Raw genomic sequence first — 11,894 nt, forward strand, 5'->3', positions numbered from 1 at the left:
GACCAGATGGGTCAGAAAGTCAATCCAACAGGCATTCGACTGGGCATCGTCAAAGACCATGCTTCTGTCTGGTATGCCGAGCGCGGCGCTTATGCCGATAAGCTCAATAATGATCTCGAAGTGCGCAGCTTCCTGGATCAGCGTTTAAAGAACGCTTCCGTAAGCCGCATTCACATCGAGCGTCCGGCTAACAATGCCCGCATCACCATTCACACTGCCCGTCCGGGTATCGTGATTGGCAAAAAAGGTGAAGATGTCGACCGTTTACGTCGCGATCTAACCGAGATGATGGGTGTTCCGGTTCATGTGAACATCGAAGAAGTTCGCAAGCCGGAGCTGGATGCCAAGCTAGTCGCTGCTAACGTAGCGGGTCAGCTTGAGCGTCGCGTAATGTTCCGTCGTGCTATGAAGCGCGCGGTACAGAACGCAATGCGTCTTGGCGCTGGCGGCATTAAGATTCAGCTGTCAGGTCGTCTGGGTGGTGCCGAAATCGCACGTACCGAATGGTACCGCGAAGGTCGCGTTCCGTTGCACACGTTGCGTGCGGATATCGACTACGCCACTTACGAAGCTCACACCACCTACGGCGTCATCGGCGTCAAAGTGTGGATCTTCAAGGGTGAAATCCTCGGTGGTATTGAGGAAGTACGTGCCAAGGCTAAGCAACAGCAGCCTGCCGGCAACGCGCCCAAGAAGAAAGGTTCCAGGTAAGGGGAGAGCGAGTCGATGTTACAGCCCAAGCGTATGAAATTCCGTAAGATGATGAAAGGTCGCAACCGTGGCCTGGCGCATCGCGGAAGCAAAATCAGCTTCGGGGAGTACGGTCTCAAAGCAACGGGTCGTGGCCGCATCACTGCGCGCCAGATCGAAGCAGGCCGTCGTGCGATCACACGTCACGTTAAACGTGGCGGTAAAATTTGGATCCGCGTCTTCCCTGATAAGCCGATTTCCAAGAAGCCGCTCGAAGTTCGTATGGGTAAAGGTAAAGGTTCCGTTGAGTACTGGGTAGCCCAGATCCAACCGGGTCGGGTCCTGTACGAAATTGAAGGTGTATCCGAAGAGCTGGCCCGTGAAGCATTTGAATTGGCCGCACAGAAGATGCCCTTGTCCACCACCTTTGCTAAACGGACGGTGATGTGATGAAAGCCCAGGAAATTCGTGAAAAGTCCGTAGGAGAGCTGCAAGAGCAACTCCTCGAGCTACTCCGCGAGCAGTTTAACCTGCGCATGCAGAAGGCCACTGGCCAACTGAGCCAGACTCATCTGCTCAAGCAGGTCCGCCGGGATATCGCCCGTGTGAAGACTATGCTCAACGAGAAGGCAGGTGAATAAGATGGCCGAAGAGAAAAAAACACGTACGCTCACCGGCAAGGTGGTGAGCGATAAGATGGATAAATCCATCGTCGTTATGATCGAGCGTCGTGAGCGTCACCCGATCTACGGAAAATACGTCAAGCGCTCCACCAAGCTGCACGCCCATGATGAGGCGAACCAGGCTAAGGCAGGCGATACGGTTTCCATTCAGGAGTGCCGTCCGCTTTCCAAGAAGAAAGCTTGGACGCTGGTCGAGGTGGTTGAGCAGGCTAAGGGTTAATACCTAAAGTCTGCCGATCAGTGCAGTCAGATTAGGTTTGGAGAAAACCGATGATTCAGACTCAGACAATGCTGGATGTCGCCGACAACAGCGGAGCGCGCCGGGTGCAATGCATCAAGGTGTTAGGCGGTTCACACCGTCGCTACGCTCGCGTTGGTGACGTCATTAAGGTAACGGTGAAGGAAGCGATTCCGCGCGGTAAGGTCAAAAAAGGCCAAGTGCTGAAAGCGGTAGTCGTTCGCACCCGTAGTGGCGTCCGTCGTAGTGACGGTTCGCTGATCCGTTTCGATGGAAATGCGGCGGTTTTGTTGAATAATACCAACGAACAGCCGATCGGCACGCGTATCTTCGGGCCGGTAACTCGTGAACTTCGTAATGAGAAGTTCATGAAGATCATTTCCCTAGCGCCTGAAGTGCTGTAAGGAGCGAGGCGGATATGCAAAAGATCAAACGTGACGATGAAGTCATCGTCATCGCCGGGAAGGATAAAGGCAAACGTGGCACTGTTAAGCGGGTACTAGAAAACCGCTTCGTGGTGTCCGGTGTGAATATGATTAAACGTCACACCAAGCCTAATCCCATGGCGGGAAATCAGGGCGGTATCGTCGAGCGTGAGGCTCCGATTCACGCGTCCAACGTAGCCATCTTCAATTCGGAGACCGGTAAGGCGGATCGCGTCGGCTTCCAAGTTAAGGAAGACGGTACCAAGGTACGTATCTACAAGTCGACGCAGACGCAGATCGACGCCTAACGCGAGTCGGGTAGCAAAATGGCGAACTTGAAAGAACGTTATCAAAACGAGGTCGTGGCTCAGCTCAAAGAGCAGTTCAGCTACGCCAACGTAATGCAGGTACCCCGGATCACAAAAGTGACTCTGAACATGGGTATCGGCGAAGCGGTCAGCGATAAAAAGTTGATCGACAATGCCATCGGCGACCTGGAGAAACTCTCCGGTCAAAAACCGTTGGTGACCAAGGCACGCAAGTCCATCGCGGGCTTCAAGGTGCGCGAAGGTTGGCCGATCGGTGTCAAAGTAACACTGCGCTCAGCGCGTATGTGGGACTTCCTGGACCGTTTGGTGAACATTGCGATTCCCCGCGTGCGTGACTTCCGTGGTCTCAATCCGAAGTCTTTTGACGGTCGCGGCAATTACTCAATGGGTGTGCGTGAGCAGATCATCTTCCCGGAGATCGAGTATGATAAGATCGATCGCATCCGGGGGCTGGACGTCACTATCACTACTACCGCCAACACCGACGAGGAAGGTCGTGCGCTACTAGCGGCACTGAACTTCCCGTTTAAGAAATAAGGGTTGGATCATGGCTAAGAAAAGTATGATAGAGCGCGAGCTCAAGCGTACTCAGCTAGTCGAGAAGTATGCGGCTAAGCGCGCAGAGCTCAAGAAAATCATCTTGGACGTGAACGCTTCTGAAGAAGAACGTTTCGAGGCGACGCTGAAGCTGCAGCAACTGCCGCGCGACTCAAGCCCGGTGCGTCAGCGTAACCGCTGCCGCGTGACTGGCCGTCCGCACGGTTTTTACAACAAGTTCGGCCTTGGCCGTAACAAGCTGCGTGAAGCCGCCATGCGTGGCGACGTCCCTGGTCTGAAAAAGTCCAGCTGGTAACGTCACGTCGAATCATCAGGAGCGCACATTAAATGAGCATGCAAGACACTCTAGCGGATATGTTTACCCGTATCCGCAATGCGCAGATGGCCACCAAGGAGACGGCTACCATGCCGTCCTCCAAGCTGAAAGTGGAAGTGGCCCGCGTGTTAAAGGAAGAAGGCTACATTACCGACTTTACGGTGGCTGAAGGCGTTAAACCCGAGCTGACCGTTACTCTCAAGTATTTTGAGGGTAAGCCGGTTATTGAGCACATTCAACGGGTTTCCAAGCCGTCTCTGCGCCAGTACAAGGGCAAAGACAACCTGCCTAAGGTCGCCGATGGTCTGGGTATCGCGATTGTCACCACCTCTAATGGTGTCATGACCGATCGTGCCGCGCGCCAAGCAGGCGTCGGTGGCGAAGTCATCTGCACCGTATTCTAGGAGGCTGGAATGTCCCGCATAGCGAAATATCCGGTTAAAGTGCCTGCTGGTGTCGAGGTTAAAATCGACGCTGGCCAGCTGACCGCCAAAGGCGGCCAGGGCACGCTATCTATGACCATTCACCAGGACGTGGTGATTGGTCAAGAAGATGGCCAGCTGACCTTCGCCCCGAGTGAGTCTGCCAAGAGCTGGGCAATGGCCGGTACTACCCGCGCCTTGGTTCAGAACCTGGTAACGGGCGTATCCGAGGGTTTCACAAAAACTCTCGAAATTGTAGGCGTCGGTTATCGTGCCCAAGCTAAGGGCCAGACGCTCAATCTTTCACTGGGCTTCTCGCACCCGGTCGACTATGAACTGCCTAAGGGTGTCTCAGCGGAAACGCCGAAGAACACCGTGATCGTGCTGAAAAGCGCGGACAAGCAGATGCTCGGCCAGTGCGCCGCGGAAATCCGCGCCTTCCGTCCCCCTGAGCCGTATAAAGGCAAGGGTGTTCGGTACGCCGACGAGCAGGTGCGTCGCAAAGAAGCCAAGAAGAAGTAAGGCAGGGTTATGAACGCGAAGAAAGAATCTCGTCTCCGTCGTGCCCGCCGCGCTCGCGCAAAGATCCGCGAGCTGGGCGTGTATCGCCTGTGCGTCAACCGTACCCCGCGTCACATCTATGCGCAGATTATCTCGCCGGATGGTGGCAAAGTGCTAGCCAGTGCTTCTACGCTGGACAAAGCACTGCGCGAGGGTGCGACTGGCAACGCAGAAGCCGCCTCTAAGGTTGGCGCTCTGATTGCTGAACGCGCTAAAGAAGCAGGCATCACCCAGGTGGCCTTCGATCGTGCTGGCTTTAAGTATCACGGTCGCGTTAAGGCTCTGGCCGACGCCGCTCGTGAAGGCGGCCTGGAATTCTAAAGGGTTTTACGATGGCGAAGAACGAACAGCAAAGCGGTGATCTGCAAGAGAAGTTAGTGCAGGTCAACCGCGTCGCCAAGGTGGTCAAAGGTGGTCGTATTTTCGGCTTCACCGCGCTGACCGTCGTTGGTGATGGTAAAGGTCGTGTCGGTTTTGGTCGTGGCAAGGCGCGTGAAGTGCCTGTTGCGATCCAGAAAGCGATGGATCAAGCTCGTCGCAACATGGTCAAGGTTAACCTTGCAGGCCATACGCTTCAGTACCCGATAAAAGCCCGTCACGGTGCTTCTAAGGTGTACATGCAGCCGGCTTCTGAAGGTACCGGTATCATCGCTGGCGGCGCCATGCGCTCTGTACTAGAGCTCGCTGGTGTCCATGATGTACTGGCCAAGTGCTACGGTTCCACCAACCCGGTTAACGTGGTGCGAGCGACTGTTAAAGGTCTCTCCTCCATGCAAGCACCGGAAGACATTGCCGCTAAGCGCGGTCTGTCTGTCGAAGCGATCACGGGGTAAGGCACCATGGCAGCAACGATCAAGGTTACCCAGATCCGCAGCACCATCGGCGTTTTGCCCAAGCACAAGGCTACTATGAAGGGCCTGGGTCTGCGTCGCATCGGTCATACGGTTGAGCTGGAAGACACCCCTGCCGTACGCGGCATGATCCACAAGGTTAACTACCTTGTGCGCGTTGAGGGAGAGTAATCCATGAAACTCAATACCCTGAGCCCGGCACCGGGCTCCAAACACGCTGAAAAGCGCGTTGGTCGTGGTATCGGCTCCGGTCTTGGTAAGACCGGTGGCCGTGGCCACAAAGGCCAGAAATCTCGCAGTGGCGGCAGCGTCAAGCCTGGTTTCGAAGGCGGTCAGATGCCATTGCAGCGTCGTTTGCCGAAATTCGGCTTTACGTCTGCTAAGTCATTGGTATCTGAAGAAGTACGTCTGGCTGAACTTGCCAAGGTTGCCGGTGACGAAGTCACTATGGAAACTCTGAAGCAAGCCAACGTGCTAAAGGATGCGACGCTTCATGCGAAGATCATCCTTTCTGGCGAACTGAAAAAGGCGGTTACCGTTCGTGGTATCAAGGTCACCAAAGGTGCCCGTGAAGCGATCGAAGCCGCCGGCGGCAAGGTAGAGGACTAAATGGCCAAGTCAGGAAATATGCCGGCGATGGGCAGCGGTCTGAGTGAACTGTGGGCGCGTTTGCGCTTCGTGCTCCTCGCCATCGTGGTGTACCGTATTGGTGCCCACATTCCCGTTCCCGGTATCAATCCTGACCAGCTTGCTGCCTTGTTTAGGGAGCAACAGGGCACCATTCTAGGCATGTTTAACATGTTCTCGGGTGGCGCCCTGGAGCGTATGAGCGTCCTCGCCCTGGGTATAATGCCCTACATTTCGGCGTCGATTATCATGCAGCTCATGACTGCGGTCTCCCCTCATCTTGAGCAGCTCAAGAAAGAGGGTGAGGCTGGCCGCCGCAAGATTAGCCAGTACACGCGCTACGGCACGGTGATACTGGCTTTCGTCCAGGCTACCGGTATGTCCGTCGGTCTGGCTAGCCAAGGCATCGCATACAGCGCTGACTTCAGCTTCTTTTTCACCGCCGTGATTACATTTGTATCAGGTGCGGTGTTTATGATGTGGCTAGGTGAGCAGATCACCGAGAAGGGCATCGGCAACGGTATTTCGCTGCTGATCTTCGCGGGGATTGTCGCTGGGCTGCCCAGTGCCGTTGGGCAAGCGTTCGAGCTTGCTCGTAATGAAGGTGCCTGGAATGTTCTTCCGCTGTTAGCGCTGTCAGTGCTAGGTATTGCTACCGTTGCGTTTGTGGTGTTCATTGAGCGCGGCCAACGCCGCTTGAAAGTGAACTACCCCAGGCGTCAGGTCGGCAATAAGATGTATGCAGGCCAAAGCAGCTACCTGCCTTTGAAAGTGAATATGGCTGGTGTTATTCCAGCAATCTTCGCTTCCAGTATTTTACTCTTCCCGGCCTCTATTGGTCAGTGGGTGGGTGCTGGCGAAGGAATGGAGTGGTTGCAGCGTGCATCACAAGCGTTAGGCCCCGGCCAACCGCTTTACATCTTGCTTTTCGCGGCGGCAGTGGTATTCTTCTGCTTCTTTTACACAGCGCTGGTCTTCAACCCCAAGGATGTGGCTGACAATCTTAAAAAGTCAGGCGCCTTCCTGCCGGGCATTCGCCCCGGCGAGCAGACCGCTCGCTATATCGATAAAGTAATGACTCGTCTTACTTTATTCGGTGCCTTGTATATCACTGCGGTTTCCTTGATGCCCCAGTTTTTGATCGTTGCGTGGAATGTGCCGTTTTTCTTCGGCGGAACTTCGCTTCTGATCGTGGTGGTGGTCATCATGGACTTCATGGCCCAGGTGCAGTCGCATCTCATGTCGCATCAATATGACTCGGTGATGAAGAAGTCCAACCTGAAAGGCTACGGTAGCGGCGGCATTATGCGCTGAGGCGCGCCGTTGCGATTTGGAGAGAACGATGAAAGTTCGAGCTTCCGTAAAGAAGATGTGCCGTAATTGTAAGATCATTCGACGCAATGGCGCTGTCCGCGTCATTTGTATCGAACCGCGGCACAAACAGCGCCAGGGTTAATACCTGGGTTGTTTTTAAGCGGGTGCCGGCATACCCCTTGCCATAAGGCTTATAAAGGGGTATGCTGTTGCGCCTTTTGTAGATGAACAAACGAGCAAGCCGCTCAAATTTCGGAGTAAGCTGATGGCCCGTATTGCAGGCGTCAATATCCCGGACAACAAGCATGCGGCGATCTCGCTGACCTATATCTTCGGGATTGGCCGTACCCGCGCTCAGCACGTTTGTGCTGCTGCCGGTATCGCGCCTACTACCAAGATCCAGGATCTATCTAGCGATGAGCTGGATACCCTGCGTTCTGAAGTTGGTAAGTACACCGTAGAAGGCGACCTTCGTCGTGATGTTACGCTTAACATTAAGCGTCTCATGGACTTAGGCTGCTACCGTGGTCTGCGTCATCGTCGTAGTCTTCCGCTGCGTGGTCAGCGGACTAAGACTAACGCGCGTACCCGTAAGGGCCCGCGTAAGCCGATCCGCAAATAACACGCAGGCTCTTTAATAGAGAGCTGACGTTAAGACAGGAATAGACATCAACATGGCTAACCCGCGTAGTAACCGTAAAAAGGTTAAAAAGCAGGTAGTGGACGCCGTAGCGCATATCCACGCCTCTTTTAACAACACGATCGTGACGATCACAGACCGCCAGGGCAACGCTCTTTCTTGGGCGACAGCCGGTGGTTCGGGTTTTCGTGGTTCTCGCAAGAGCACCCCGTTCGCTGCTCAAGTGGCAAGTGAGCGTGCAGCAACTGCTGCAGCCGAGTATGGTGTGAAAAACGTAGACGTGCTGGTCAAAGGCCCCGGTCCCGGCCGTGAATCCGCCGTGCGCGCTCTCAATGCCGCCGGCTTCCGCGTGCAAAGCATCACTGACGCGACGCCCATTCCTCATAATGGCTGCCGTCCGCCTAAGAAACGCCGCGTTTAAGGAGACAGATTCATGGCTCGTTATATTGGACCGAAGTGCAAACTGTCTCGTCGTGAAGGCACCGATCTCTTTTTAAAGAGCGGTGTTACTCCCTTCGAGAAAAAGTGTAAATCCGAGCAGATCCCGGGTGTACACGGCCAGCGTCGTCAGCGTCTTTCCGACTACGGCTTGCAGCTTCGTGAGAAGCAGAAAGTACGCCGTATGTATGGCGTACTCGAAAAGCAGTTCCGCAACTACTACAAAGAAGCCGCTCGCCTGAAAGGTGCGACTGGTGAAGTATTGTTGCAGTTGCTTGAATCCCGACTGGATAACGTCGTCTACCGCATGGGCTTTGGCTCGACTCGCTCTGAAGCGCGTCAGCTGGTCAGCCACAAGGCGATTTCCGTGAACGGCCGCACCGTTAACGTTGCTTCCTACCAAGTGAAGCCCGGTGACGTTGTTTCTGTTCGCGAAAAGGCGAAGAACCAAGCACGTATTCAACACTCGTTGACCATTGCGGCCAACCGTGGCGATATCGCTTGGATCGAAATCGACGCCAAGAAGATGGAAGGCACTTTCAAGGCTCTGCCTGAACGCGGTGACCTGACTGCCGACATCAACGAAAACCTGATCGTCGAGCTGTACTCCAAGTAAGCAGTTTGATTTACATTTCTGCTTCTTGAGACCTGGGCGGGGTAGCAAAGCTAACCGCCCAGATGCTCTTGAGTAGTGTGCTCTAGAGTACTCAGTATCCGTTTGGCAGCCTGAAAGGTGTTCATATGCAGCGTTCAGTGACAGAGTTTCTTCGTCCTCGTGACATCAAGGTCGAAGAAATCAGCGCACATCATGCCAAAATCGTTCTCGAACCGTTCGAGCGCGGCTTTGGTCACACCCTGGGGAATGCACTTCGTCGCATTCTGCTTTCGTCCATGCCCGGCGCTGCCGTGGTAGAGGCTGAAATTGCCGGTGTAGAGCACGAATACAGTGCGCTCGAAGGGGTGCAGGAAGATGTCATCGAAATCCTCCTGAACTTGAAAGATGTTGCGATCAAGATGCACAGCCGCGATGAGGCGGTGCTCTCGCTGAACAAGCAGGGCCCAGCTGTCGTCACCGCTGGCGACATTGCGCTTGATCATAGCGTCGAAATCGTCAACCCGGATCACGTCATTGCTCATGTCAATGAAGGTGCCGAGCTGAAAATTCAGCTTAAGGTAGCGCTGGGTCGTGGTTACGAACCGGCTGACGCTCGTGGCTCTGATGAAGAGACACGTGCAATTGGCCGCCTGCAGCTGGATGCCACCTTCAGCCCTGTTCGCCGTGTTTCCTATTCGGTTGAAGCCGCTCGTGTTGAGCAGCGCACCGACCTCGATAAGTTAATTATCGATCTGGAAACCGACGGTACACTGGATCCGGAAGAGGCTATCCGTCGCAGTGCGACCATTCTGCAAGAGCAGCTGGCCGCCTTCGTCGACCTGGAAGCTGATAAAGAGCAGGAAGTCGAAGAGGAAGAGGATCTTGTTGATCCTATCCTATTGCGCCCCGTAGACGATCTTGAGTTGACAGTTCGCAGCGCTAACTGCCTAAAAGCCGAGAATATTTACTACATTGGTGATCTTATCCAGCGCACTGAAGTTGAGCTGCTGAAGACACCGAATCTTGGTAAAAAGTCTTTGAATGAAATCAAAGACGTATTGGCAGCGCGCGGCTTGTCCCTCGGCATGCGGTTGGAAAATTGGCCACCCGCTAGCCTGAAGGACGACAAGGCCTCCGCGTGAGTGTCGACTCGAGTCCCAGTTTGGTAAGGAATTACAACCATGCGTCATCGTAAGAGTGGTCGTCATCTGAATCGTACCAGCTCGCATCGTCAGGCCATGTTCAAGAACATGTCTGTCTCGCTGGTCGAACATGAAGTCATCAAGACAACCCTGCCTAAGGCCAAGGAATTGCGTCGCGTTATCGAGCCGCTAATTACCCTAGCCAAGCAGGATAGCGTTGCAAACCGCCGTTTGGCATTTGCCCGCACGCGCTCCAAAGAAGCCGTCGGCAAACTGTTCAACGAGCTAGGTCCGCGTTATGCCGAGCGTCCGGGTGGTTACATCCGCATCCTCAAGTGCGGTTACCGCACAGGCGACAACGCGCCCATGGCGTTCGTTGAGCTAGTTGACCGTCCGGTTGTTGAAGAAGCAGCTGCAGAAGAGTAAGTCTCTGCGTTGTTGCTCAACAAAATGAAAGCCGACCCCTTAGGGTCGGTTTTTTTTGGTCTATTCATTTCATTGCGTTTTCAACTTTTATACTGCTTTCTTAATTCACTTTAAGAGTTACCGTGCTAGTCTTAGATTTCTTAGTGTGGCAAGTAGCTTAATGGTTGGTAGTGTGACATCACAGCAAAACAAGAAAGGGGCATGTATGGCAACAAGGGGAATATGCGCAACGATCGTCGCGCGTTGGTGGCTTCCGCTGTCGTTAATGGTATTGCTGCTAAGCACGATATCGAGTGCTCATGCAAATCCGCGTTATGCTGGGATTGTTGTGGATTTGGAAAACGGAGAGGTGCTGTACGCCGAGAATGCAGATGAGCGTCGCTACCCCGCATCGTTAACCAAAATGATGACGCTTTATCTTACATTTGAAGCATTGGAGAGCGGCCAGCTCAGTCTTAATCAGCCGCTTCCTGTGTCTGCTCAAGCAGCCGCCATGCCTGCTGTAAAACTGTGGCTTTCTGCAGGCAGTACCATTCCTGTTGATTCTGCTATTCGTGCGCTGGCTGTGCGCTCTGCTAATGATGTTGCCGCCGTGGTGGCTGAAGCGTTAGGTGGTAGCGAGCAGCGTTTCGCTCAGCTGATGACCGCAAAAGCGCGTGAGTTAGGTATGAATGCTACCACGTTCCGTAATGCCTCGGGTCTACCTGATGACCAGCAGGTCACCACGGCACGGGATATGGTGACACTCTCTGTGCGCGTGATGCAGGACTTCCCACAGTACTACCACTATTTTGGGCTCCAGGAGTTCACCTATCGTGGTACCCGGCACACCAGCCATAACCGCTTAGTGAAAAACTACCCCGGTGCAGATGGCCTTAAAACCGGCTTCATTCGTGCATCTGGTTTCAATGTAGCGACAACGGCCGTCCACGGAGATCGCCGCATGGTGGGCGTTGTCATGGGTGGCTTTAGTGGGGCATCTCGTGATTCTCATATGGCGAACTTGTTAGATCGAAGTTTTGCTCGTGCAGCGCTGCGTGACCAGCAAACATGGCTAGCAAATACTACTTTCTCTAGTGAGTTTATGGCTTTCTCTGGCTCTGGCACCCCTAGCCAACGCCCCATGTCGACACCGCCAGCCTCTAATCGCCCTGTCATGGCCAGTAATGTAACGATTTCGAATAACACAGCGGCTTCGAATAATTTGGCAGCGACAACACTTTCTCCTTCACCAGCGTCTGCACCGGTTGTTGAAATTGAAGATCGTCTCGCGCGCTCCATGGAGACACCGACAAGCAGTCCGGTTACCCACACATCAAACCCGGTGAATACGTTTATTGAGCGTGAACGCGAGTTGGCTGCTACGCCCCAGCGGTCTGTTACTGCTGGTGATTGGGGTATCCAGGTAGGTGCTTTTAGCCAGGAAGCACGAGCAGAGCAGTTGGCACGTCAGGCTGCTCAGCGACTGCCTCATGAAGTGGGAGGACGGGTTGCTATCGACACCATAGCTGGTCAAACGCCGGTATTCCGCGCCCGTGTTGTCGCCTTGGACGAAGCGCGCGCCAGGCGCGCCTGTAGAACGCTCCAGGCGCAGGGGATGGAGTGCATGGTGGTCAACGCAAGTTTGTAAAAGCCACGT

At 54.3% G+C, this 11,894-nt stretch carries 22 protein-coding genes; all 22 read left to right on the plus strand.

From position 1 onward, the window contains the following. Window positions 1–6: 6 nt before the first annotated feature. Window positions 7–711: a 30S ribosomal protein S3 gene (gene rpsC / locus NDQ72_00930; protein ID WKD28540.1), complete on the plus strand. Its 705-nt coding sequence runs from the start codon at window positions 7–9 to the stop codon at window positions 709–711. A gap of 15 nt (window positions 712–726) precedes the next feature. After that, window positions 727–1,140, plus strand: a complete 414-nt coding sequence (rplP, locus tag NDQ72_00935) for a 50S ribosomal protein L16 (protein ID WKD28541.1) — start codon at window positions 727–729, stop codon at window positions 1,138–1,140. Then, the gene (gene rpmC, locus NDQ72_00940) at window positions 1,140–1,331 is read left to right on the plus strand and encodes a 50S ribosomal protein L29 (GenBank protein WKD28542.1); all 192 of its coding nucleotides are present in this window, start codon (window positions 1,140–1,142) and stop codon (window positions 1,329–1,331) included. The genes rplP and rpmC overlap by 1 nt, the downstream gene beginning before the upstream one ends. Before the next feature lies 1 nt (window position 1,332). Further along, window positions 1,333–1,593 carry a 30S ribosomal protein S17 gene (gene rpsQ, locus NDQ72_00945; protein ID WKD30324.1) on the plus strand — a complete coding sequence of 87 codons (261 nt, stop codon included), beginning with the start codon at window positions 1,333–1,335 and terminating at the stop codon, window positions 1,591–1,593. Window positions 1,594–1,643: 50 nt separating this feature from the next. Beyond that, window positions 1,644–2,015, plus strand: coding sequence for a 50S ribosomal protein L14 (gene rplN, locus NDQ72_00950; protein WKD28543.1), 372 nt, complete (start codon window positions 1,644–1,646; stop codon window positions 2,013–2,015). A gap of 14 nt (window positions 2,016–2,029) precedes the next feature. After that, window positions 2,030–2,344, plus strand: a complete 315-nt coding sequence (rplX, locus tag NDQ72_00955; protein ID WKD28544.1) for a 50S ribosomal protein L24 — start codon at window positions 2,030–2,032, stop codon at window positions 2,342–2,344. Window positions 2,345–2,362: 18 nt separating this feature from the next. Next, complete coding sequence (rplE, locus tag NDQ72_00960) at window positions 2,363–2,902, plus strand: 50S ribosomal protein L5 (GenBank protein WKD28545.1); 540 nt, start codon at window positions 2,363–2,365, stop codon at window positions 2,900–2,902. Between the two features lie 10 nt (window positions 2,903–2,912). After that, window positions 2,913–3,218, plus strand: a complete 306-nt coding sequence (rpsN, locus tag NDQ72_00965; GenBank protein WKD28546.1) for a 30S ribosomal protein S14 — start codon at window positions 2,913–2,915, stop codon at window positions 3,216–3,218. 32 nt (window positions 3,219–3,250) lie between these two features. Next, a complete protein-coding gene (gene rpsH, locus NDQ72_00970; GenBank protein ID WKD28547.1) occupies window positions 3,251–3,643 on the plus strand; it encodes a 30S ribosomal protein S8 in 393 nt (130 codons plus the stop codon). A gap of 9 nt (window positions 3,644–3,652) precedes the next feature. Continuing rightward, entirely contained in the window at window positions 3,653–4,183 is a 531-nt protein-coding gene (gene rplF / locus NDQ72_00975) for a 50S ribosomal protein L6 (protein ID WKD28548.1), read from the plus strand. Window positions 4,184–4,192: 9 nt separating this feature from the next. After that, entirely contained in the window at window positions 4,193–4,543 is a 351-nt protein-coding gene (gene rplR / locus NDQ72_00980) for a 50S ribosomal protein L18 (protein ID WKD28549.1), read from the plus strand. An 11-nt stretch (window positions 4,544–4,554) separates the two neighbouring features. Continuing rightward, the gene (gene rpsE / locus NDQ72_00985) at window positions 4,555–5,055 is read left to right on the plus strand and encodes a 30S ribosomal protein S5 (protein WKD28550.1); all 501 of its coding nucleotides are present in this window, start codon (window positions 4,555–4,557) and stop codon (window positions 5,053–5,055) included. A gap of 6 nt (window positions 5,056–5,061) precedes the next feature. Next, the gene (rpmD, locus tag NDQ72_00990; GenBank protein WKD28551.1) at window positions 5,062–5,244 is read left to right on the plus strand and encodes a 50S ribosomal protein L30; all 183 of its coding nucleotides are present in this window, start codon (window positions 5,062–5,064) and stop codon (window positions 5,242–5,244) included. Between the two features lie 3 nt (window positions 5,245–5,247). After that, on the plus strand, window positions 5,248–5,682 hold the full coding sequence (gene rplO / locus NDQ72_00995; protein ID WKD28552.1) for a 50S ribosomal protein L15: 435 nt from the start codon (window positions 5,248–5,250) through the stop codon (window positions 5,680–5,682). Continuing rightward, window positions 5,683–7,014 (plus strand): preprotein translocase subunit SecY, encoded by a 1,332-nt coding sequence (gene secY / locus NDQ72_01000; GenBank protein WKD28553.1) that lies wholly within the window; start codon window positions 5,683–5,685, stop codon window positions 7,012–7,014. A 28-nt stretch (window positions 7,015–7,042) separates the two neighbouring features. After that, a complete protein-coding gene (rpmJ, locus tag NDQ72_01005; GenBank protein ID WKD28554.1) occupies window positions 7,043–7,156 on the plus strand; it encodes a 50S ribosomal protein L36 in 114 nt (37 codons plus the stop codon). A 123-nt stretch (window positions 7,157–7,279) separates the two neighbouring features. Continuing rightward, window positions 7,280–7,636, plus strand: coding sequence for a 30S ribosomal protein S13 (gene rpsM, locus NDQ72_01010; GenBank protein WKD28555.1), 357 nt, complete (start codon window positions 7,280–7,282; stop codon window positions 7,634–7,636). Window positions 7,637–7,688: 52 nt separating this feature from the next. Beyond that, window positions 7,689–8,075: a 30S ribosomal protein S11 gene (rpsK, locus tag NDQ72_01015; protein WKD28556.1), complete on the plus strand. Its 387-nt coding sequence runs from the start codon at window positions 7,689–7,691 to the stop codon at window positions 8,073–8,075. A gap of 12 nt (window positions 8,076–8,087) precedes the next feature. Then, window positions 8,088–8,708 carry a 30S ribosomal protein S4 gene (gene rpsD, locus NDQ72_01020; GenBank protein WKD28557.1) on the plus strand — a complete coding sequence of 207 codons (621 nt, stop codon included), beginning with the start codon at window positions 8,088–8,090 and terminating at the stop codon, window positions 8,706–8,708. Between the two features lie 125 nt (window positions 8,709–8,833). Continuing rightward, the gene (rpoA, locus tag NDQ72_01025; GenBank protein WKD28558.1) at window positions 8,834–9,829 is read left to right on the plus strand and encodes a DNA-directed RNA polymerase subunit alpha; all 996 of its coding nucleotides are present in this window, start codon (window positions 8,834–8,836) and stop codon (window positions 9,827–9,829) included. A 39-nt stretch (window positions 9,830–9,868) separates the two neighbouring features. Beyond that, the gene (gene rplQ, locus NDQ72_01030) at window positions 9,869–10,255 is read left to right on the plus strand and encodes a 50S ribosomal protein L17 (protein WKD28559.1); all 387 of its coding nucleotides are present in this window, start codon (window positions 9,869–9,871) and stop codon (window positions 10,253–10,255) included. A gap of 205 nt (window positions 10,256–10,460) precedes the next feature. Next, window positions 10,461–11,885 carry a serine hydrolase gene (locus tag NDQ72_01035; protein ID WKD28560.1) on the plus strand — a complete coding sequence of 475 codons (1,425 nt, stop codon included), beginning with the start codon at window positions 10,461–10,463 and terminating at the stop codon, window positions 11,883–11,885. Window positions 11,886–11,894: the final 9 nt, after the last annotated feature.

The sequence above is a fragment of the Halomonas sp. KG2 genome, from assembly GCA_030440445.1.
In the GTDB taxonomy this organism is placed as follows: Bacteria; Pseudomonadota; Gammaproteobacteria; order Pseudomonadales; family Halomonadaceae; genus Vreelandella.

Excerpts from the sequence above, each read along its gene's own strand:
- rpsC (WKD28540.1), top strand. The coding sequence starts at position 7 with ATGGGTCAGAAAGTCAATCCAACAGGCATTCGACTGGGCATCGTCAAA.
- rplP (WKD28541.1), top strand. The coding sequence starts at position 727 with ATGTTACAGCCCAAGCGTATGAAATTCCGTAAGATGATGAAAGGTCGC.
- rpmC (WKD28542.1), top strand. The coding sequence starts at position 1,140 with ATGAAAGCCCAGGAAATTCGTGAAAAGTCCGTAGGAGAGCTGCAAGAG.
- rpsQ (WKD30324.1), top strand. The coding sequence starts at position 1,333 with ATGGCCGAAGAGAAAAAAACACGTACGCTCACCGGCAAGGTGGTGAGC.
- rplN (WKD28543.1), top strand. The coding sequence starts at position 1,644 with ATGATTCAGACTCAGACAATGCTGGATGTCGCCGACAACAGCGGAGCG.
- rplX (WKD28544.1), top strand. The coding sequence starts at position 2,030 with ATGCAAAAGATCAAACGTGACGATGAAGTCATCGTCATCGCCGGGAAG.
- rplE (WKD28545.1), top strand. The coding sequence starts at position 2,363 with ATGGCGAACTTGAAAGAACGTTATCAAAACGAGGTCGTGGCTCAGCTC.
- rpsN (WKD28546.1), top strand. The coding sequence starts at position 2,913 with ATGGCTAAGAAAAGTATGATAGAGCGCGAGCTCAAGCGTACTCAGCTA.
- rpsH (WKD28547.1), top strand. The coding sequence starts at position 3,251 with ATGAGCATGCAAGACACTCTAGCGGATATGTTTACCCGTATCCGCAAT.
- rplF (WKD28548.1), top strand. The coding sequence starts at position 3,653 with ATGTCCCGCATAGCGAAATATCCGGTTAAAGTGCCTGCTGGTGTCGAG.
- rplR (WKD28549.1), top strand. The coding sequence starts at position 4,193 with ATGAACGCGAAGAAAGAATCTCGTCTCCGTCGTGCCCGCCGCGCTCGC.
- rpsE (WKD28550.1), top strand. The coding sequence starts at position 4,555 with ATGGCGAAGAACGAACAGCAAAGCGGTGATCTGCAAGAGAAGTTAGTG.
- rpmD (WKD28551.1), top strand. The coding sequence starts at position 5,062 with ATGGCAGCAACGATCAAGGTTACCCAGATCCGCAGCACCATCGGCGTT.
- rplO (WKD28552.1), top strand. The coding sequence starts at position 5,248 with ATGAAACTCAATACCCTGAGCCCGGCACCGGGCTCCAAACACGCTGAA.
- secY (WKD28553.1), top strand. The coding sequence starts at position 5,683 with ATGGCCAAGTCAGGAAATATGCCGGCGATGGGCAGCGGTCTGAGTGAA.
- rpmJ (WKD28554.1), top strand. The coding sequence starts at position 7,043 with ATGAAAGTTCGAGCTTCCGTAAAGAAGATGTGCCGTAATTGTAAGATC.
- rpsM (WKD28555.1), top strand. The coding sequence starts at position 7,280 with ATGGCCCGTATTGCAGGCGTCAATATCCCGGACAACAAGCATGCGGCG.
- rpsK (WKD28556.1), top strand. The coding sequence starts at position 7,689 with ATGGCTAACCCGCGTAGTAACCGTAAAAAGGTTAAAAAGCAGGTAGTG.
- rpsD (WKD28557.1), top strand. The coding sequence starts at position 8,088 with ATGGCTCGTTATATTGGACCGAAGTGCAAACTGTCTCGTCGTGAAGGC.
- rpoA (WKD28558.1), top strand. The coding sequence starts at position 8,834 with ATGCAGCGTTCAGTGACAGAGTTTCTTCGTCCTCGTGACATCAAGGTC.
- rplQ (WKD28559.1), top strand. The coding sequence starts at position 9,869 with ATGCGTCATCGTAAGAGTGGTCGTCATCTGAATCGTACCAGCTCGCAT.
- NDQ72_01035 (WKD28560.1), top strand. The coding sequence starts at position 10,461 with ATGGCAACAAGGGGAATATGCGCAACGATCGTCGCGCGTTGGTGGCTT.